Source organism: Geothrix sp. (genome assembly GCF_030219325.1).
GTDB lineage: Bacteria > Acidobacteriota > Holophagae > Holophagales > Holophagaceae > Geothrix.
In genome coordinates this window covers 431,480-450,612 of sequence record NZ_CP126625.1, presented here as the reverse complement: position 1 = coordinate 450,612, position 19,133 = coordinate 431,480, and the positions used below count along the sequence as shown (strand labels likewise).

Below are 19,133 nucleotides of genomic sequence, written 5' to 3'. Positions count from 1 at the left end.
GCGAGGACCCCATGGCCATTTCCCAGAACTACGGAACCGGTCGCCGCAAGAGCGCGGCCGCCCGCGCCTTCCTGCGCCCCGGCACCGGCAAGATCACCGTCAACGGCCGCAGCCTCGAGAACTACTTCCCGAACGCCGTGCTCCGCATGATGGTCCACCAGCCCCTGGTGCTGGCCGACCTCGACGGCAAGTTCGACATGATCATCAGCGTGTGCGGCGGCGGCCCCGCCGGCCAGGCCTCGGCCATCCGCATGGGCATCTCCCGCGCCCTGCTCGGCTACAACGACCAGCTCAAGTCCCTCCTGCGCGGCGCCGGTCTCCTGACCCGCGACCCCCGCATGAAGGAGCGCAAGAAGCCCGGTCGCAAGGCCGCCCGTCGCCGCTTCCAGTTCAGCAAGCGCTAGTCGTTCTCTGGAAGGGGGAGCCAACCGGTTCCCCCTTCTGCTTTTTCCGGTCCGCGCAAGCGGACGATTCGGGCCGAGGGAACCAACCCAAAGCCTTTCATCCCACCCGCGGCGCCTTCGCCGCTTGACCAGGGAGGCCAGCATGGCTGCCATCCAGATGAAGGAACTCCTCGAGGCCGGTGCCCACTTCGGACACCAGACCAAGCGTTGGAACCCCAAGATGAAGAAGTACATCTTCGGGGCCCGCAACAGCATCTACATCATTGACCTCCAGAAGACCCTGCGCCTCTGGAACACCGCCGCGAACTTCCTCACCAAGTCCGCCTCCGAGGGGAAGAACTTCCTCTTCGTGGCCACCAAGCCCCAGGCCCAGGAGCTCATCGCCGAGCAGGCCGCCCGCTGCGGCGCCTTCTATGTGAACAACCGCTGGCTGGGCGGCATGCTGACCAACTTCGCCACCATCAAGAAGAGCCTAGAGAAGTTCCGCGAGATCGAGGCCACCCTGGCCGATCCCGCCCGCACGGCCCTGCTCTCCAAGAAGGAACTGCTCACCCTGAACCGCACCCGCCTGAAGCTGGAGGCCTCCTTCCACGGCATCCGCGACATGCGCGCCCTGCCCGACGTCATCTTCGTCATCGATCCGCACCGCGAGGACATCGCCGTCACCGAGGCCAAGAAGATCGGCATCAAGGTCGTGGGCATCGTGGACACCAACTGCGATCCCGACATGGTGGACTACGTGATCCCCGCCAATGACGACGCGATCCGCTCCATCCTGCTCTTCTCCGAGCGCGTGGCCGACTCCATCCTCGAGGGGCGCCAGTCCTTCCGGGACAAGGGCGACAGCGACGACATGAAGAAGATGATGGCCGAAAAGATGGAAGTCGAGGGCTAGACCCAAACCCACCCATTCGTCAGCCATCGGTGGTCCACCCGCTGATGGCTGATGCTCTGAATCCCCAACGATCAGGAGATGACATGGCATTCACCGCCCTAGACGTGAAGGCACTGCGCGAGAAGACCGGCCTCGGCATGATGGACTGCAAGAAGGCCCTGGAAGAGAGCAACGGCGACATGGAGCAGGCCAACGAGTGGCTCCGCAAGAAGGGCCTGGCGGCCTCCGCCAAGAAGGCCGACCGCATCGCCGCCGAAGGCATCGTGGAAGCCTACATCCACCCCGGCGGCCGCGTGGGCGTGCTGGTCGAAGTGAACTCCGAGACGGATTTCGTGGCCCGCAATGAGGCCTTCCAGCGCCTGGTGAAGGAGATCGCGATGCACATCGCGGCCGCCGATCCCGCGCCCCGCTTCGTCACCAAGGACGAGGTCACCCAGGACTTCCTGGACACCGAGAAGCGCATCGCCACCGAGCAGGCCCTGGCCACCGGCAAGCCCGCCAACATCGTCGAGCGCATCGTCGAGGGCAAGATGAACAGCATCTTCAAGGAGGTCTGCCTCCTCGAGCAGCCCTTCATCATGAACCCCGACCTCACCATCCAGCAGTACCTGTCGCAGAAGACCGCGGAGATCGGCGAGAAGCTCAGCATCCGCCGCTTCACGAAGTACATCATGGGCGAGGGCCTGGAGAAGCGCAGCGAGAACTTCGCCGCGGAAGTTGCCGCCGCCAAGTAAGGTTTTGAATCGACCGAACGAGGGCGGCATCCGTGCCGCCCTTTTTTTGGGCTAGGCTTTACCCAGTTCCCGGAGCACCCATGAGATTCAAGCGCATCCTCCTCAAGCTCTCCGGCGAGGCCCTCATGGGCGAGCAGAAGGGCGGCATCGATCCCGCCGTGGTGTCCATGATCGCGGACCAGGTGAAGACCATCCGCGAGATGGGGGTGGAGGTGGCCCTCGTCATCGGCGGCGGCAACATCTTCCGCGGCGTGGCCGGCGCCACCAAGGGCATGGACCGCACCACCGCCGACCACATGGGCATGCTGGCCACCATGATCAATGCCCTGGCCCTGCAGGACGCGCTAGAGCACAAAGGGGTGCACACCCGCACCCTCAGCGGCCTGGAGATGCCCAAGGTCACCGAGACCTACATCCGCCGCCGCGCCACGCGCCACCTGGAGAAGGGCCGCGTGGTCATCTTCGGCGCGGGCACCGGCAACCCCTACTTCAGCACCGACACCGCCGCCGCGCTGCGGGCCAACGAGGTCAACGCCGAAGTGGTCATGAAGGCCACCAACGTGGATGGCATCTATACCGCCGACCCCAAGAAGGACCCCACCGCCACCCGCTTCGACCACATCAGCTTCCAGGACGTGCTCGAGAAGGGGCTGAAGGTCATGGACGCGCCCGCCATCGCGCTGTGCATGGACAACAAGCTCCCCATCCTCGTCTTCGACATGAACAAGCCCGGCAATCTGGTGGCCGCGGTCAATGGCGAGCCTGTGGGGACGCTGGTCAACTGAAACCTCAAAATTCCAGTGCACGGGTAAGCGTGATTCGCTCCTTACAAGATCCCGATTCCACGGGCTCAACCGGCGTCCGTTCCCGACCCACTCCAGCCTGATTCGCTCCTCACCGGGTCCCGACTACGCAGGCTCCACAGGAGCCTGCTCCGTCACCCGGTGGTCGCGACATGAACAAGCCTGGCAACCTCGTGGCCGCGGTCAATGGGGAGCCTGTGGGGACGCTGGTCAATTGACCGGAGACCAGGTCAGCTCAGGACCCTTCCCACCGCCGCCAGCAATTCGCCCGCGCTGAAGGGCTTCCGCAGGAAGGGGGCCTTGGGGTCCGGTGCGACCTCGTTCAGGACGTACCCGCTCCACCGGATGACCGGGCCGGCGTACCCCATGGCCCGCATGTCCAGCAGGGCCTCCTCGCCCCCCAGCTTCGGCATGGTCAGGTCCAGCAGCACGAGGCGCAGCTCCCCCTGATGGGCGCGCACATGCTCGATGGCCTCGAGGCCATCCTCCGCGACGATGACCTCGAACCCCGTGCGCTCCAGGACGCGCCGGGCGAAATCGCGGATGCCCGGCTCGTCATCGGCCACCAACGCCAGGCCCTCTCCAACCACCCTGGTCTGGTCCGCGGCAGGCTCCGGGACCGCCACGGGGTGGACCGCCCCGCTCTGTGCGGGCAGGTAGACCCGGAAGAGGGTTCCCGTGCCCGGTCGGCTCTGGATGTCCACGCCACCGCCATGGCTTCGGACGATGCCCTGCATGGCCGCCAGGCCGAGGCCGCGGCCCGTGAACTTGGTGGTGAAGAAGGGATCGAAGATGCGGGCCTGGGTCTCCCCGTCCATGCCCGAGCCGGTATCCACCACTTCCAGGAAGACGAAGAGACCGGGATTCAGGGCCTCGGCCACGCGCAGGCCGGTCACATCGGTCTCGCCGAGTTCGCGGACCCCGGAGCGCAGGGTCACGGTGCCCTCCGCCTCGCCGATGGCCTCCGCTGCGTTGGTGACCAGGTTCATCACCACCTGCTGGAGCTGGGCGGCGTCGGCCGAGACCGGGGGCAGGGTTTCGGCCAGGTCGTACTTCAGGGTGATGGATTTTGCGATGGACACGCTGAGCAGCTGCGCGATGTCCTGGATCAGGCGGTTCAGGTCCAGCCGCTGGAACTGGACGGTGCCCCGTCCCGAGTAGGCGAGCATCTGCCGCACGAGGTCCGAGGCCCGGCGACAGGTCTCCTCGATGTTCCAGAGGCAGGTCTGGGCCAGCTCCGGATCGTCCACAGCCTCGCGCACCATGCCCGCATTACCCTGGATGACCGTCAGCAGGTTGTTGAAATCGTGCGCCACGCCCCCGGCCAGCAGTCCGAGGCTCTCCAGCCGCTGCGCCTCCAGCAGCTTGCGTTCGACCTTGAGCCGGGCTTCGTTGGCCTTCACGCGCTCCGTGACGTCGAAGGCCGTGCCCAGGCCATATACCTGATCACCCAGGGTCACCGTTCCGGCGGCGAAATCGATCCACCGGGTCTCACCCTGCTTGGTCTGGAGCCGGAACTCGTACCGGAGGGGCACGGAATCGCCCCGAAGTCGGGCCCTGGCGCGGGAGGACACCAGCTCCTGGTCCAGGGGATGCACCAGCTTCGAGAAGGGCAGTCCCACGATCTCGCCCAGGGAGAAGCCGGTGATCCGGGAGCCGGCCTCGTTCATGTACTCGATGCGGTCGGAATAGATGAAGATCGCGCAGGAGGCCGTCTCTGCCACGGACCGGAACCTGGCCTCGCTCTCCCGGAGCTGGTGCGCCAGCCCTTCCAGCTTTGAGCGGCCATAGGCCAGGAACAGGGTCAACCCGAAGGCCAGCAGGCTCGCCAAGGCCCCCCCGATCGCCACCATGCGCGGCCGGTCGACAAGGGGGCCCGCCTCGGCCGGCAGGAAGCCCACCACGAGCGTCCATCGCTTGCCGCCCACCGACATGAGCGTGTGTCTGGCCCCGGAGCGGTAGGCGGTGGCCGAACCCTGCCTCGTCATGCACAGATCGCGGTCGTAGAGCAGCCCCTCCGCCCGGCAGGACGGTTCGTCATAGATCTCCACGTCCAGGTCGGCGATGGGGCTGGCTCCATACATGGACCGGAACATCTCATGGCCATCGGCCAGGCAGACCACCAGCCCCTGGAAGCCCGCCCGGCGGGCCGCCTGATCGGCCGGAACGGCAAAATCCCGGAAGACGGGGAACACGAAGGCGATGGAGGGCACCTGCTCGCCCGGTAGATCCAGCCGCCCGGACACCGAGAGCTCACCCAGGTCCCTCGCCCTGGCCGCCACTTCCTGAAAGCCGGGGAGACTCAGCAGCCCCCTGGACCCCATCAGGACCGCGTCCCCTTCCCGCTCCAGCATGGGCGAGGCGCCCGGTCGCCCTTCGAAGACCCCGCGGGGCACGAAGCCCAGCAGCCGCGTCCCCGGCGAGAGGCGCCGCAGGTCCAGGCTGGCGACGAAAGCCCGCCAATCCTCGGCCACCAGGTGGGGCCGCCCCACCACCAGGCCCTGGGCCCCGAGCAGCAGCTTGGTCTGCTCCTCGACGCGGTGCTCCACCGCCTCCCGGGTCTGGGCCAGAGCCCCATCCAGGCGGCTGGTCTGGAACGAGCGCTCCTGCAGCGTCAGGGCGCGCCAGGCCCAGATCGTCCCGCCGAGTCCCAGCATCAGCACAAGCCAAGGCGTCACATGGCCCAGGATCTGCAAATACCGGCCCCGGCGGGCCCGGGGGGACGGCGCGTAGGACGGTGACATGAGGGCCAGCTTACCTGGGGGAAGTTGAATCCGTCACACTGGATCCATGAACGCCTTCCTGGAATTACCCGAGGCCAAGGTCCTCCTGGATCCGGGCGATCTGGCGCCCTTCCTCCAGGACGAATCCCACCTGCGCGGCGTCCTGCCCCTGGCGGTGGTGAAGCCCCACGGTCCCCGGGCCCTCCGCGAGCTGGTCTCCCGGGCCAAGTCCGAAGGCTTCGGGCTCGTGCCCCGGGGCGCCGGCACCGGCAAGGCCGGCGGCTGCCTCCCCACCGGACGCTCCGTGGTGGTGGACTTCTCCGAGTGGCCCGGCGAGATCCAGGTGTCGCCCCAGGACCTCTGCCTCAGCGCCCCGGCCAGCGCGCCCCTCCGCGAGGTGAAGGCTGCGGCCGAAGCCCAGGGATTCTTCTACCCGCCGGACCCGAACTCCTGGGAGAGCTGTGCCCTGGGCGGCACCCTCGCCACCAACGCCGGCGGCCCCAATGCCTGCAAGTACGGCATGACCCGCCACTGGGTCCTGGCCGTGGACGCCCTGCTCGAGGATGGCGAGGTGCACACCTTCGGCATCAGCAGCGTGAAGGCCAACGCCGGCCCCAACCTCGGCCAGCTGCTCATCGGCAGTGAGGGCCTCTTCGGTTTCATCGTGGGCGCCACCCTGCGCCTCACGCCCCTGCCGCGGGAATTCGCCACCCTCCTGCTTCCCGTGAAACGCTGGGAGGATCTGCTGGATCTGCCGGGGCGCCTCTGCGGCGCGGGCTACCTGCCCAGCGCCTTCGAGTTCTTCGACCCCGCCGTGCTGGCGGAGCTGCGCGCCCACGGCCCGGAGGAGGCCCGGCGCCTGCCCGGCGAGGCCCTGGCCATCCTCGAATTCGATGAGCGCGGCTGCACCTCGGAACCCTTCCTCGAGGGCCTGCTCGACCTGCTGGGGCCCCTGGCCGACGGCCTGGAGATCGCCTCCGATGCGCGCCAGCGCCAGGGCATCTGGGCCGTGCGCCGCATGACCAGCGCCTTCCTGAAGGAGCGCCATCCGAAGAAGGTCAGCGAGGACATCGTGGTGCCCCGCAGCCGCCTCCGGGAGTTCTTCACCGGGCTCGACCGCCTCGGCATTCCCGCCGTCACCTACGGCCATCTGGGGGACGGCAACCTGCACGTGAACCTGCTGGCCGCGGGCGAGGCCGAGCCCACCCAGCTGGAGCAGCAGCTCATGGATCTCTTCCGGCTGGCCCTCAGCCTGGGCGGCACCCTCAGCGGAGAACACGGCATCGGCCTGGCCAAACGCAAGGCCTTCCTGGCCCTGGCTGATCCGGCCCAGCTGCGGGCCCTGCGCGCCATCAAGCAGGCCCTGGATCCGCAGAACATCTTCAACCCGGGAAAGGTGCTCTAGGCAGAGTCTCCGCCGTCCATGGCCAGGCAGGCCTTCCAGCGGGCGAAGCGCACGGGATCGCTCAGCACATGCGGATGCAGACCCCACCTTCCATCGGCGAAGATGCCCGCGGTCTTGCCCCGCCGTGGCGGGCGTCCGCCAGGTGCAGCGCGGCGGACAGGGGGAAGCCCTCTCCCCCCGGGGGCGGTGCATGGTGTTCCCGGACGGGGCGGCAGAAGGCGGGCGGCAGGCCCCAGAGGTTGAGCAGGTGGGCACCGACCTGGGCGTGATCCACGCCGTAGGTGTCGTGCTCGAGCACCGCCAATGGGGTCCGGCTCGTCTGCGCCTGTTCCAGGATGGCCCGGTAGCGGCCCGACGGATCGGTGGCCAGGACCACCAGGCCGATGTCATGCAGCAGTCCCACGGAGAAGGCGAGGTCGGCCAGCTGCGTCTCACCCTCCAGGACCACCAGCTTGCGGACTCCCGTGGCCACCTCGAAGGAATGGAACCAGAGCTTCTCGAGGTCGAGGCCCTGGGGGCGCGGGGAATCCACGCCGGAGATGAGCCCCCGGAACAGCACCAGGGAGCGCAGCGAATCCACGCCCAGCATGGCCACGGCCCGGCCCAGCTCCGCCACGGGGCGGTCCGAGGCGCAGTGGACCGAGTTGGCCAGCTTCAGGACCTGGCTCGCCACGCCGAGATCCCTGCGGATGAGGCGGGCCACGTCGTTCATGCCGGCATCCTCGCGCTGGAGAAGCGCCACCAGCTCCGAGTAGAGGCTCGGCAGGCTCGGGATCCGGCCCAGGCCGCCCACGAAGGCGCGTACCGCCCGGACGCTCGCCTCATCGTCCTCGATGTCCAGGCTTTCGACGGCCCCGATGAGGAACTCCGGATCCAGCGGCTTGATGAAGAGGCGGTGCAGGTCCCCTTCCACCCGCTCCAGCCACTCGGCGAGGGGGTGGTCGGCCAGCGCGATGCGCACTGCCCCGGGCTGGAGGTCCCGCACCTGGTGGATCAGGTCGGCGCCCTCCATGTCCGGCAGCGCCATGTCCGAGATCACGATGTCCACGGGGTCGCGGGCCAGCGCCTGGACGGCCTCGGCTCCCGTCTGGGCCAGGAGGACCTCCCAGGAACGATGGCGCTTCCAGAAGGCGCGCCGGATCTCCTGGAGCAGGTCCGCATTGCCGTCCACCAGCAGGATCCGCATTCTAGATTCCTCTCCGCGAGCGCCCAAGTGCAGACTCATATCATCGGCATCATCCGGCCAAAGGTGGAATCCCGTGCGGGGGGGGCCCCGCGCGACGGGCTTTCCAGGCAGAATCAACCTCTGATCCGGGAGTCGCCATGCCCTCCACCCGTTCCCTCATCCTTGGCCACCGGGGACTGTCCTCGAAGCACCTGGAGAACAGCCTGGAGGCCTTCCGCGCGGCCCTGGCCGCGGGCATGGACGGCTTCGAACTGGACGTCCAGCCCACCCGGGACGGCGTCTGCCTCGTACTCCACGACGAGGACCTGGCCCGCACGGCGAAAGGCTCCGGGCACCTGCGGCAGATGAAGGCAGCCGAGCTGCCGCCCCTGAAGAACGGCGAGGCCGTGCCCCACTTGGCGGACGCCCTGGAGTTGCCCGCCAGGCTCATCAACGTCGAACTGAAGGGCGAGCCCGGCTGGCAGCAGGCCCTGGCCACGGTGGAGGCCGCCGAGGCCCTGGACCGCGTGCTGTTCAGCAGCTTCGAGCACAGCGAAGTCCTGCAGCTGTGGGCCGCCTGTGAGACTGCCCGCTGCGGCTTCCTCTGGGAGACCGACGAGGCCCTGGACCTCACCGCGGAGGAACTGGCCGACCTGCCCGAAGCCCTCTGGCTGCACCCGCCCCTCAAGGCCGTGAAGGCCCGGCCCGAACTCTGGGCGCCCCATGCCGACCGCCTGGCCCTGTGGGGCATGAAGACGCCGGCCGAAGCCAGGGACCTGCCTTTCATCCCGGCGGTGCTCATCGCGGACGGGATCTGACGACAGCCGGCCCCCGCGATGAACCTGCTGCAGCGCCCCCTCGCCACCCTGCTGCTGCTGGGCCTCATCACCGCCGGCGTGATGGTCCTGCAGGCACCGCCGGACCCGGTCCCGGCCAGCGCCCCCGCCGATCGCTTCTCCGCGGAGCGGGCCATGGTCCACGTGCGCGAGCTCGCACGGGCGCCGCACCCGCCGGGCACGCCCGAACATGACCGCGTCCGCGACCAGCTGGTCGCGTCCTTCCGGCAGCTCGGATTCACCACCACTGTCCAGAAGCGGGTGGCCTGGCGCGTCCACGGCGACCGTGACTTGATTCTGGCGACCGTGGAGAACATCGTCGCCGAGAGGCCCGGCAGCGCCCCCACCGGCACCCTGCTGCTCATGGCGCACTACGACTCGCATGGCACCGGCCCCGGCGCGGGCGACGATGCCGCCGGCGTGGCTGCGCTGCTCGAAACGGCCCGGGCCCTGGCGCCCAGCCGGAACACGCTCCGCATCCTCATCACCGATGCCGAAGAGGTGGGCCTCCTGGGTGCCCAGGCCCATGTCGATGCGCTCGAAGGGAAATCCCCCGCCCTGGCCCTCAACTTTGAGGCGCGGGGCGGTGGCGGGCCGGTCTTCATGTTCGAGACCAGCGAGGGCAACCTGCCCCTGATGCGCGAGTTCGCCGTGGCCGCCCCCAGGCCTCATGCCTCCTCCCTGATGTACGCTCTCTACAAGCTGCTGCCCAACGACACGGACCTGACCGTGCTCAAGCAGGCGGGCATGGCCGGGCTCAACTTCGCCTTCGTGGGCCGCTGGCAGCACTACCACACCGCGCTCGACACGCCGGATGGCCTGGATCAGGGCAGTCTCCAGCAGCACGGGGACACGGCCCTTGCCCTCGGTCGCCACTTCCTCGCCGCCGATCTCGGAGCCATCGCCCGACCCGGACGGGGCGAAGCCATCTACTTCGACCTGCTGGGCCGGATCCTGCTGCTCTATCCCGCCACCCTGGCCTGGCCCCTGACCGCGCTGGCCCTGGCCGCCTTCGCCGCCCTGCTCTGGCGCCTCCGGCGCGGGCCGGGGGTCTTGAAAAGCTTCTTGGCCGGCACGGGCTTGGCGCTCGGCAGCCTGATCGTTGGCGCCCTCACGGCGAGCGGCCTGGAAGTCCTGGTGAAGCCCTTCCGCCAGGGGATCCCCAACCAGGATCCTTACGGCGTGCGTTGGTTCGAGGCGGCCCTGCTCGCCACCGCGCTGACCACCCTGGCCTTGGTGTGGGGCTGGGCGCTCCGCCGCTTCGAAGTCCGGGGCCTCACCCTGGGGGCCCTGCTCTGGTGGCTGCTGGCCCTCGTGGCCGCCACCGCCATCCTGCCCGGCGCCACCTACTTCCTGCTCTGGCCCCTGCTCTTCGCCCTGCTGGGGCTTTGGTGGGAGAAGCCCTGGGTCGCCGCCCTTCCACTGCTGCTGCTCTTCCCCCCCGTCTGGCACAACCTCGCCCTCCTGCTGGGCTTCGGCCTGCCGTTCTTCCTGGGGCTTCTGGTCGCCTTCGGGCTGATGCCACTGCTGCCGCTCCTGCGGCGCCCGTTCCAGACGCGTCTCTGGGTGCTGCCCGCCGCCGGCCTGAGTGCCGCGGTGCTCTGCTTCGCAGTCGGAGCCACCAGGACCGGCCCTCGCCTCAGCACCCTGGCCTACCTCGAAGACGCGGCCACGGGGAAAGCGCAGTGGGTGAGCTTCCACATGCCCGATGCCTGGACCCGGTCCCTGATGACTGAGCCGGCCGAGGACATCCGCTTCGGGGGGCGGCGCGCCCACGCCAGCCCGGCCCCAGTCTTCCATCTGCCCCGACCCTCGCTGCTCCAGGACGGGAAGCGCCTGACCATCACCCTCCCGGAACGGGCGCTGGCCCTGGTGTTATCGGCGGACACGCCCATGTCGGGGATGACCCAGGATGGCAAACCCCTCCCGGCCGTCCGGCGGCTCCACTGGTTCGCCCCCCCGGCGAGCCTCACCTTCGAGCTGGAACCCCAGCCGGGATCCCACCTGACCGTGGACGTCATCCTGCCCGGCCTGCCGCCCGGAACGCCGGCCCGTCCCGCGGACCTGATCCCCGCCCCCGTGGACCCCTACACCGATACGCGGGTGATCCGGCAGGTCCTGGCGGTCCAGGGCTCCTAGGGTCTGTTCGGGAGCCGCGGCTCCTGTTCTACTGGCTCACGCCAGAGGCCGGACTCATCTTCCTTCCCCCGTTTCCGTGGAGCACCCCATGTCCAAGCCCGTCGTTGCCCTCCTCCTCGCCGCCTTCGCCCTGCCCGTCCTGGCCCAGAGCCCGGCCATCAAGAAGGTCCCTGCCCGCTACACCTCGCCGGCCTCGGGCTCGGAGATGTACCTGGCCTACTGCGCCAGCTGCCACGGGCCCAAGGGCCTGGGCGATGGCCCCGTGGCCCAGCACCTGAAGACGGCGGTGCCCGACCTGACCATGCTGGCCGCCCAGAACAAGGGCGTCTTCCCCAAGGACCACGTGGCGAAGGTGATCCGCGGCGAGGTGGGCACCCAGACCCACGGCCTGAAGGACATGCCCGTGTGGGGGCCCTTCTTCCTCAGCCTGAACAACAGCCAGGAGCCCGTGGTCCGCATCCGCGTGGCCAATCTGACGGGCCATATCGAGAGCCTGCAGGCCAAGTAGGCAGCTCAGCTCAGTCGACGCCGAAGCGCGGCCTGGTCCGCGGCCAGGGGCTCGTTGAGCAGCGGCAGCTCCAGGAGGTCGCTGAGCGACTTCGGCAGCGGGAGCTGACGGCCCAGGGCCGGGGCCAGGGCCTCCATGAACTTCGCAGGGTGGGCCGTCGCGAGGAAGATGCCCCGCTCGCCCTCGCGCAGGTTGGCCTGCAGCACGTGGTAGGCCACGGCACCGTGGGGATCCGCCAGGTAGCCCGCGCGATCCAGGTCGATGACGATCCGTTCCGTCTCCGCATCGCTGCAGCTGCCCCAGCGCAGGGCGCCGGCCATGGCATCGTGGTCGCCGCCGAACAGCGCGAAGATGCGCTCCCAGTTGCTGGGGGCGCCCACGTCCATGGCGTTGGACAGCGTGGCCACCGAAGCCTTGGGCTGGTACACGCCGGTGTCGAGGTAGTCCGGCACCACCCGGTTGGCATTGGTGGCGGCCACGAAGGCGGAGATCGGAGCGCCCATCCTCTGCGCCCAGAGGCCCGCGGTGAGGTTGCCGAAGTTGCCGCTGGGCACGGAGACCACCAGGGGCGAGTCGCTTTCAACTTGTGCCGCGGCCTCGAAGTAGTAGAGCGTCTGGGCCAGGAGCCGCGCGATGTTGATGCTGTTGGCGGACGTCAGGCCCAGGCGCGCCACCAGCTCCGCATCCTCGAAGGCCCCCTTCACCAGCCGCTGGCAGTCGTCGAAGGCGCCGTCCACGGCCAGCGCCAGCACATTGCCGCCGCAGGTAGCAAACTGGCGCTCCTGCAGGGGCGACACGCGGCCCGCTGGATACAGCACCACCACGTCCACGCCGGGCAGGCCGTGGAAGGCGCTGGCCACGGCGGCGCCGGTGTCGCCGGACGTGGCGGTGAGCACCGTGCGGCGGTGACCCTCCGCACCCAGTGCCAGCACCCGGGCCAGGAAGCGCGCGCCGAAGTCCTTGAAGGCCAGAGTGGGCCCGTGGAAGAGCTCCAGGGCCGAGCTGCGCCCGTCCACCGGCACCAGCGGCGCCGGGAAGGTGAAGGCGGAGCACGCCAGCTGCTCGACCACGGCACGGGGGAACTCGTCGCCCAGCAGGCGATGGAGGATCTCCGTGGCGCGGGTGGCGAAATCCAGCCTGAGCAGGTCGGGCACGTCGGCGAAGCGCGGAATCTCGACGGGCACGAAGAGGCCGCCATCGGGGGCGAGGCCCATCTGCGCAGCTTCCACGAAGGTTGCGGCAAGGTCGGGCGTGCGTGTGCTGACCAGTCTCATGGGTGGGCCTCGCGTCCTGGGTGGCTGGAACCGGGGGTGAGCACGCGGGCGCCATCGGGATCCAGGGCGCAGACCCAGCCCCGGCTCTCCAGTCCGGCCCCAGCGAAGGCCCCGCAGATGGCATCGGCCATGGCCGCGGCCTGGGCCTCGTCTTCGGCCACGGCGAACACCGAGGGGCCCGAGCCCGACAGGCTGCAGCCCAGGGCGCCCAGCTGCCTCGCCGCGGCCTGGGCGGCGTGGAATCCGGGCACCAGCGGTGCGCGGTGGACCTCCACGATGGGATCGCGCAGGCAACGGGCGAGGAGGGCGCGGTCCCCGCTGTGGAGGGCCTGTACCAGGCTCGCCAGGTTGCCGGCGAAGTCCACGGTGGCGCTCCAGTCCGGGCGCTCCGGCAGCGCGCCGCGGCTCTTCGCCGTGGACAGCTGGTAGGCCGGATGCACCACCACCAGCAGCAGGTCCGACGGCCAGGGCAGCCGGCGGGTGGCGGGCGCGCCGTCCCGCCCGGGCACCATCAGCTGGAGCCCGCCCAGCAGCGAAGGCGCCACGTTGTCGAGGTGCCGGCCGCCGCTGGTGAGCCCCTCGGCCCGACCCGCCAGGTCCAGCAGGTCGGAGCCGTTCAGGGGCTCGCCGCAGAGGGCCTGCAGCGCCACCAGGGTGGCCACGATGGAGCTGGCGCTGGAACCCAGGCCACTGGCCACGGGCAGGCGCTTCTCCAGCGTGATGGCGAAGGGACCCACCTCCTCGCCCCCGGCCCGCACCGCCTCGACAAAGAGGTCGCGGGCCCGCAGCGCGAGGTTGGGGCGGATGTCGTCCGCCAGCGCCGCGGCGAAGGGGCCCGTGATTTGGAAGGAGGACTCCGGCGCATGGTCCACGTGCACCAGGTCCCCCAGCAGGCTGCCGTCCAGGGGCGCCAGGGCCGCGCCCAGCAGGTCGAAGCCCGCGGCCAGGTTGCCGATGCTGGCGGGGGCGTAGGCCACCAGGCCCGTGGCCGGCAGGTCCGAGAGGCCCGCCATCACAGCCTCCGGGCCGGGCGGGCGCCCGGGGGCACCAGCCGCAGGATGTCCGCCAGCACGCCGGCGGCGGTCACCTCGGCGCCGGCACCGTAGCCGCGGATGACCATGGGATGGGGCTGGTAGCGCTCCGTGAGCAGGGCCAGGGCGTTCTCGCCACCCTTGATGGCGATGAAGGGATGGTCCGCATCCACGGGCAGCAGGCCCACGCGGCAGCCGCCCTCGGACAGCGAGCCCACGTAGCGCAGCGTCTTCCCCTCGGCCTTCAGGGTGGCCAGCCGTTCGCGGAAGGGCGCATCCAGCTGCGGCAGCCGTGCCATGAACGAGGGGATGTCGCCGGTGGCGTCGAAATCCGCGGGCAGCAGGCCCTCCACGACCACGTCGTCCAGCTCCAGCTCCAGGCCCAGCTCCCGGGCCAGGATCAGCAGCTTGCGCGCCACGTCCATGCCGCTGAGGTCATCGCGGGGATCGGGCTCGGTGAAGCCGCTCTCCTTGGCCCGGCCCACGGCCTCGGAGAGGGCCACGCCCTCGCCCAGCAGGCCCAGGATGTACGACATGGAGCCCGACAGGATGCCCTCGGCCCGCAGCACGCGGTCCCCCGTCATGACTAGGTTCTTCACCGTGTCGATGATGGGCAGGCCCGCGCCCACGTTGGCTTCGTAGAGGAAGCGCAGGCCCCGCTTCGAGGAGCGAGTCCGCAGCTCGCGGTAGAAACCCTGGGTGCTGCTGTTGGCCTTCTTGTTGGCCGTCACCACGTGGAAGCCCGCGTCGAACATGTCGGGGTAGCGGGCGGCCAGCTCACCACTGGTGCTGCAGTCCACCAGCACGGACAGGGCCGGCGGCCCCGTGCGCACCGATTCCAGCAGCAGGTCCAGGTCCATGGGGCCGCCCTGGGCCAGGTCCTCCCGCCAGCGGGAGAGGTCCATGCCCTTGGCGTCCGTCTTCATGCGCCGGCTGGTGGCCACGGTGGTCACGCGGAGGTCCAGGCCCAGGCCCAGCAGCTGGTCATGCTGGCGCTGGATCTGGCCCAGCAGGCTGCCGCCCACGTTGCCCGCGCCCAGCAGGTGCACGTCCACCACCACCTGGGTCTGGAAGAAGCGCCGGTGGATGTGGGCCATGGCCCGGGCGCCATCCGCCTCCTCCACCACCGCGGAGATGATGCGCTCGCTGGCGCCCTGGGCGATGGCCACCACGTTGCAGCCCACCTCTGCCAAGGCGTCGAAGAAGGTGCCCGCCACGCCGGGGCGCGTGCGCATGCCGTCGCCCACGATGCTGAGCACGGCGAGCCCCGTGCGCAGGAGCACCGGATCGATGAAGCCCGCCGACAGCTCCGCCGGGAAAGCCTCCTGGATGGCCGCCACGGCGCCCGGACCATCGGCCCGGCGCACGGCGAAGCAGATGGAGAGTTCGGACGAGCTCTGCGTGATGAGCACCACGGAGATGCCCCGCCGCGCCAGGGCGCCGAACACGCGGCCCGCGATGCCGGGCACGCCGGGCATGCCGGGGCCCGTGAGGTTCACCACCGTGAGGTCCCGCAGGAAGGAGAGGCCGCGCACGCCGCTGGGTGGTGGCGGCACCTCCTCGCGGATCACGGTGCCGGGATGCAGGGGGTCGAAGCTGCTGCACACGCGCACGGGGATGCCCCGCTCCCGCACGGGTGGGATGGTCTTCGGGTGGAGGACCTTGGCGCCGAAGAAGGACAGCTCCATGGCCTCCTCGAAGCTGGCCTCGGGCAGCGGGAAGGCCTCGGGCACCAGCGAGGGGTCGGCGCTGTAGAGCCCCGCCACATCGGTCCAGATCTCCAGCAGGTCCGCCTTCAGGGCCGCGGCGGCCAGGGCCGCGCTGTGATCCGAACCGCCCCGTCCCAGGGACAGGATGCGGCCCTGGGCATCTCCGCCGAAGAAGCCCGGCAGCACCCAGAGCCCGCCCGGACCGGCCGTCACGGCGCCGAAGGCCGTTTCGATGTCGGCCATGCGGGGCCGGGCCTGCAGGGGATCGCCTTCGACCTTGATGTGCTCCACGGGATCGAGGTACCGGGGCGCCAGGCCACGGGCTTTCAACAGGGCCGTCAGGATCAGGGAGGAGGCCCGCTCACCGAGGCTGGATACCTGGGCCAGCACCGAGGGCGGTCCCTCCTCCAGCAGGGCCATCCCATGCAGGAGGCGGCGGCCCACGGCCTCGAGGCCCTCCAGCTCACCCCGCACGGGGCCGGCCTCGGCGCCCAGATCCTCCGCCAGGTCCGCCACCACCTGGGCGTGCCGGTCCCGGAACGCCTCCAGCAGGCGATCCGCCTCCTCGCGGTTGGGGACGCGTCCCCCGTGCAGCAGCAGGTTGGTGACGCCGGCCATGGCCGAGGCCACCACGCAGACGCGGTGAGTCGCACCGGCGGCTGCGACCAGGTCGGCCACGGTGCGGAACCGGGCCGCATCGGCCAGGCTGGTGCCGCCGAACTTCATGACGCGGATGGGGCTGGGCTGCATGGGGGCTCCGGGTCGAAACGAAAAAGCCCCGCGTGGGGTTCGCGGGGCTGAGATCTGAAGGGTGGAATCAGGTCAGGTGCCCCGCACGGCGGTGTGCGTGGTGGTGGTAATGCCATTGGTGTTGACCATGCGGAGGCTGCCCTCGCCAACGGGGCTGGCGGACCGGGACGGCATGGGGTTCAACGAAAACGGCATGTCCGCAATCATCCGGGAAGTCCCCGAAAAGTCAACCCGGATCCTCGGAGACCTTCGCCTTCACGTGGTTTCCAAGGACCAGGCTGCTCCCGATCCACAGGCCCGAGCAGCCCACCGCCGCGAGGCCCACGGGGATGGCCAGGGCCGCCAGGGCGGTGGGGGCCCACACCCCCAGGAGATCGCCGCCGCGGTAGACGAAGGTGTCGATGAAGGGCTTCGACTTGTAGCGCTCCTCGGGGCCCAGGGGAATGTAGAGGATCTCCCGGGCCGGGCGGTCCACCGCGTAGTGCAGGCCGCGGCGCAGCACCTGGAAGAGGGCCATGACGCCGAAGGTGGGCCAGATCCACAGCGCGCCGAAGCCCGCCATGGTCAGCACCGGCAGGATCGCCAGCACGAAGGGGATGCCCAGGGCGGTGATGATGCGGCCCGTGAGGAAGACCTGCGTGGCCAGGGTGAGCACGTTCACCCAGAGGTCGATGCGGGCGAAGGCCGCCGTGCGGGCGGCGGTGCCGCTGAAGGCCCGCTCCACGATGCTGCCCTGCTGCAGGTAGAGGAAGGTGCTGGTGATGGTGAAGAGCAGCATGTAGGCGCAGATGAGCTGCAGGTAGCGCGACGTCGCGATGAGGCGCAGGCCTTCGAGCGGCCCCGGCCCCGGCTCCCGGGCGCCATGGGCCACGTCGCCCAGCTGGAAGATGCTGGCGAGGCGCTTCACGCACTGCACCGCCAGTTCCAGTGTGACCATGGACAGCAGCAGCAGCGAGAGCGGGTCCACCTTCACCGCCAGGCCTCCGATGGCGAAGCCCTTCGTCAGCGCGCCCGTGAGGGCCGCCCCGGCAATGGCGCCGAGGGTGCCGCCCGTGGCGATGAAGCCGAAGAGCCGCTTGCCCTGGCCCTCGGACCACACGTCCGACATCAGGCCCCAGAACACGGAGACCACGAAGAGGTTGAAGACGCTGAGCCAGATGTAGAAGGCGTAGCCCAGCGCCGGGCTGCGGTGGGGCAGGAAGCGGAAGGCCAGGAAGAAGGCCAGCATGTTGAGCGCGAAGAAGCGGTAGGCCCCGGGAATGAAGCGCCGCCGCGGCAGCCTGGACACCAGGGCCGCGAAGGCCGGATTGGCCAGCACCATGGCCAGCAGGGTGCCGGTCATGAGCCAGGGCAGCTTGTCCGCGCCCCGGGCGATGCCGATGGCCTCGCGCACGGGGCGCAGCAGGTAGAAGCCGAAGAGCAGCAGGAAGAAGTAGGCCGTGGACCAGAGCAGGGCGGCACCCTCCCCCGCCTCCAGCAGGACGAGGCGACGGAAGAACCGAGGCGACTTCGGCTGGACCGCGGACATGGAACCTCCAAAAAGGTGTTGCGGGGCTATTCCAGAGGAGTATATATCGATTCACGAGGTATCAACCCCAACCCAAGTCGGAGGTTCCATGACCGTCTCCCGCCGCGAGTTCATCCAGTGGTCCGCCGCCGCCACCGCCATTGCGGCCACGGGCCTCGACCTGTCGGCGGCCCCCGCCAAGACCGCCCCGAAGAAGATCCTCATCCTGGGCGGCACGGGCTTCCTGGGCCCCGCCACCATCGAGATCGCCCAGGCCCGCGGGCACGAGGTGACCATGTTCAACCGCGGGAAGACGCGCCCCGACCTCTTCCCCGGCGTGACGAAGCTGCACGGCGACCGCGACCCCAAGAAGGGCGATGGCCTGAAGGAGTTGGAGACCGGCACCTGGGATGCCGTCATCGACAACAGCGGCTACTACCCCCGCATGGTGGGCGCTTCCGCCGCCCTGCTGGCGCCCCGCGCCAAGCAGTACCTCTACATCTCCAGCATCAGCGCCTACAAGGAGCCCAACCCCGAGAACGGCACCGAGGACGCGCCCCTGGCCACCATGCCCGACCCCACCCTCGAGACCATGGGCAAGAGCTACGAGTACTACGGCGCCCTGAAGGCCCTCTGCGAGCAGGCAGCGGCGAAGGCCATGCCGGGCCGCACCACCATCATCCGCCCCGGCTACATCGTGGGCCCCGACGATCCCACGGGCCGCTTCACCTACTGGCCCGTGCGCTTCGACAAGGGCGGCGAGATCGCAGTGCCGGGCGCCCCCACCGACCCGGTGCAGATCATCGACGTGCGGGATCTGGCCGCCTGGCTGGTCCACCTGGTGGAGCAGGGCACGACCGGCGCCTTCAACGCCTGCGGCCCCGAGAAGCGACTGGCCTGGGGCAGCCTCATCGCGGACTGCCAGAAGGCCGGCAACCCCAACGCCAAGCCCATCTGGATCCCCGCCGAGTTCATCGTCAAGCAGGAGGGCCTGGACTTCCCCATCTGGGCCCCCTACCTGGGCGAGACCAAGGGCTTCTCCACCTGGCGCAACGACCGCGCCGTGAAGGCCGGCTTGAAGTTCCGCCCCGCCACCGAGACCGTGAAGGACACCCTGGCCTGGTTCAAGACCCAGGAGAAGGTGGAGAAGGGCCGCACCAGGCTGGCCCCGCCCACCGCAGAGCAGGAGACCAAGCTCATTGCGGCCTGGCGGGAGGCCTCCAAGCCCAAGGGCTGAGGCGCCCCCATCC

Annotated in this window: 15 protein-coding genes; 9 read left to right on the top strand and 6 right to left on the bottom strand. The window is 69.8% G+C overall.

What is annotated here, in order from left to right:
• Positions 1-11: 11 nt before the first annotated feature.
• The 4 genes from rpsI to pyrH all read left to right on the top strand — a co-directional run bounded on the left by rpsI (position 12) and on the right by pyrH (position 2,818).
• A complete protein-coding gene (rpsI, locus tag QOZ81_RS01940; RefSeq protein ID WP_291202411.1) occupies positions 12-404 on the top strand; it encodes a 30S ribosomal protein S9 in 393 nt (130 codons plus the stop codon).
• 142 nt (positions 405-546) lie between these two features.
• On the top strand, positions 547-1,299 hold the full coding sequence (gene rpsB, locus QOZ81_RS01935; RefSeq protein ID WP_291202414.1) for a 30S ribosomal protein S2: 753 nt from the start codon (positions 547-549) through the stop codon (positions 1,297-1,299).
• Positions 1,300-1,382: 83 nt separating this feature from the next.
• A complete protein-coding gene (gene tsf, locus QOZ81_RS01930; protein ID WP_291202417.1) occupies positions 1,383-2,033 on the top strand; it encodes a translation elongation factor Ts in 651 nt (216 codons plus the stop codon).
• 80 nt (positions 2,034-2,113) lie between these two features.
• Positions 2,114-2,818: a UMP kinase gene (gene pyrH, locus QOZ81_RS01925; protein WP_291202420.1), complete on the top strand. Its 705-nt coding sequence runs from the start codon at positions 2,114-2,116 to the stop codon at positions 2,816-2,818.
• A 248-nt stretch (positions 2,819-3,066) separates the two neighbouring features.
• Here the strand turns inward: pyrH and QOZ81_RS01920 are convergent, their stop codons facing one another.
• Positions 3,067-5,514, bottom strand: a complete 2,448-nt coding sequence (locus QOZ81_RS01920) for an ATP-binding protein (protein WP_291202423.1) — start codon at positions 5,512-5,514, stop codon at positions 3,067-3,069.
• A 112-nt stretch (positions 5,515-5,626) separates the two neighbouring features.
• On the opposite strand from QOZ81_RS01920, the gene QOZ81_RS01915 reads away from it, so the two are divergent.
• On the top strand, positions 5,627-6,964 hold the full coding sequence (locus QOZ81_RS01915; protein WP_291202425.1) for an FAD-binding oxidoreductase: 1,338 nt from the start codon (positions 5,627-5,629) through the stop codon (positions 6,962-6,964).
• Positions 6,965-7,025: 61 nt separating this feature from the next.
• Here the strand turns inward: QOZ81_RS01915 and QOZ81_RS01910 are convergent, their stop codons facing one another.
• Positions 7,026-8,150 carry a response regulator gene (locus QOZ81_RS01910; protein ID WP_291202427.1) on the bottom strand — a complete coding sequence of 375 codons (1,125 nt, stop codon included), beginning with the start codon at positions 8,148-8,150 and terminating at the stop codon, positions 7,026-7,028.
• A 137-nt stretch (positions 8,151-8,287) separates the two neighbouring features.
• On the opposite strand from QOZ81_RS01910, the gene QOZ81_RS01905 reads away from it, so the two are divergent.
• From QOZ81_RS01905 to QOZ81_RS01895, 3 genes are all read left to right on the top strand, one after another.
• Positions 8,288-8,947: a glycerophosphodiester phosphodiesterase gene (locus QOZ81_RS01905; RefSeq protein ID WP_291202430.1), complete on the top strand. Its 660-nt coding sequence runs from the start codon at positions 8,288-8,290 to the stop codon at positions 8,945-8,947.
• Positions 8,948-8,965: 18 nt separating this feature from the next.
• Positions 8,966-11,104, top strand: a complete 2,139-nt coding sequence (locus QOZ81_RS01900) for a M20/M25/M40 family metallo-hydrolase (protein WP_291202433.1) — start codon at positions 8,966-8,968, stop codon at positions 11,102-11,104.
• Positions 11,105-11,192: 88 nt separating this feature from the next.
• Positions 11,193-11,612: a c-type cytochrome gene (locus QOZ81_RS01895; protein WP_291202436.1), complete on the top strand. Its 420-nt coding sequence runs from the start codon at positions 11,193-11,195 to the stop codon at positions 11,610-11,612.
• Positions 11,613-11,617: 5 nt separating this feature from the next.
• Here QOZ81_RS01895 and thrC read toward each other — a convergent pair whose 3' ends face one another.
• The 4 genes from thrC to QOZ81_RS01875 form a co-directional block, all read right to left on the bottom strand.
• Entirely contained in the window at positions 11,618-12,886 is a 1,269-nt protein-coding gene (gene thrC / locus QOZ81_RS01890; protein ID WP_291202439.1) for a threonine synthase, read from the bottom strand.
• Positions 12,883-13,899, bottom strand: a complete 1,017-nt coding sequence (locus QOZ81_RS01885) for a homoserine kinase (RefSeq protein ID WP_291202442.1) — start codon at positions 13,897-13,899, stop codon at positions 12,883-12,885. The genes thrC and QOZ81_RS01885 overlap by 4 nt, the downstream gene beginning before the upstream one ends.
• Positions 13,899-16,376, bottom strand: coding sequence for a bifunctional aspartate kinase/homoserine dehydrogenase I (gene thrA, locus QOZ81_RS01880; protein ID WP_291202445.1), 2,478 nt, complete (start codon positions 16,374-16,376; stop codon positions 13,899-13,901). The genes QOZ81_RS01885 and thrA overlap by 1 nt, the downstream gene beginning before the upstream one ends.
• 226 nt (positions 16,377-16,602) lie before the next feature.
• Complete coding sequence (locus tag QOZ81_RS01875) at positions 16,603-17,904, bottom strand: NTP/NDP exchange transporter (protein ID WP_291202448.1); 1,302 nt, start codon at positions 17,902-17,904, stop codon at positions 16,603-16,605.
• 88 nt (positions 17,905-17,992) lie between these two features.
• On the opposite strand from QOZ81_RS01875, the gene QOZ81_RS01870 reads away from it, so the two are divergent.
• Positions 17,993-19,120: an SDR family oxidoreductase gene (locus QOZ81_RS01870; protein WP_291202451.1), complete on the top strand. Its 1,128-nt coding sequence runs from the start codon at positions 17,993-17,995 to the stop codon at positions 19,118-19,120.
• Positions 19,121-19,133 lie beyond the last annotated feature (13 nt).

What these genes read in the sequence shown, in the direction of transcription:
- rpsI (WP_291202411.1), top strand. Translation starts at nt 12, where the DNA reads ATGGCCATTTCCCAGAACTACGGAACCGGTCGCCGCAAGAGCGCGGCC.
- rpsB (WP_291202414.1), top strand. Translation starts at nt 547, where the DNA reads ATGGCTGCCATCCAGATGAAGGAACTCCTCGAGGCCGGTGCCCACTTC.
- tsf (WP_291202417.1), top strand. Translation starts at nt 1,383, where the DNA reads ATGGCATTCACCGCCCTAGACGTGAAGGCACTGCGCGAGAAGACCGGC.
- pyrH (WP_291202420.1), top strand. Translation starts at nt 2,114, where the DNA reads ATGAGATTCAAGCGCATCCTCCTCAAGCTCTCCGGCGAGGCCCTCATG.
- QOZ81_RS01915 (WP_291202425.1), top strand. Translation starts at nt 5,627, where the DNA reads ATGAACGCCTTCCTGGAATTACCCGAGGCCAAGGTCCTCCTGGATCCG.
- QOZ81_RS01910 (WP_291202427.1), bottom strand. Translation starts at nt 8,150, where the DNA reads ATGCGGATCCTGCTGGTGGACGGCAATGCGGACCTGCTCCAGGAGATC.
- QOZ81_RS01905 (WP_291202430.1), top strand. Translation starts at nt 8,288, where the DNA reads ATGCCCTCCACCCGTTCCCTCATCCTTGGCCACCGGGGACTGTCCTCG.
- QOZ81_RS01900 (WP_291202433.1), top strand. Translation starts at nt 8,966, where the DNA reads ATGAACCTGCTGCAGCGCCCCCTCGCCACCCTGCTGCTGCTGGGCCTC.
- QOZ81_RS01895 (WP_291202436.1), top strand. Translation starts at nt 11,193, where the DNA reads ATGTCCAAGCCCGTCGTTGCCCTCCTCCTCGCCGCCTTCGCCCTGCCC.
- thrC (WP_291202439.1), bottom strand. Translation starts at nt 12,886, where the DNA reads ATGAGACTGGTCAGCACACGCACGCCCGACCTTGCCGCAACCTTCGTG.
- QOZ81_RS01885 (WP_291202442.1), bottom strand. Translation starts at nt 13,899, where the DNA reads ATGGCGGGCCTCTCGGACCTGCCGGCCACGGGCCTGGTGGCCTACGCC.
- thrA (WP_291202445.1), bottom strand. Translation starts at nt 16,376, where the DNA reads ATGCAGCCCAGCCCCATCCGCGTCATGAAGTTCGGCGGCACCAGCCTG.
- QOZ81_RS01875 (WP_291202448.1), bottom strand. Translation starts at nt 17,904, where the DNA reads ATGTCCGCGGTCCAGCCGAAGTCGCCTCGGTTCTTCCGTCGCCTCGTC.
- QOZ81_RS01870 (WP_291202451.1), top strand. Translation starts at nt 17,993, where the DNA reads ATGACCGTCTCCCGCCGCGAGTTCATCCAGTGGTCCGCCGCCGCCACC.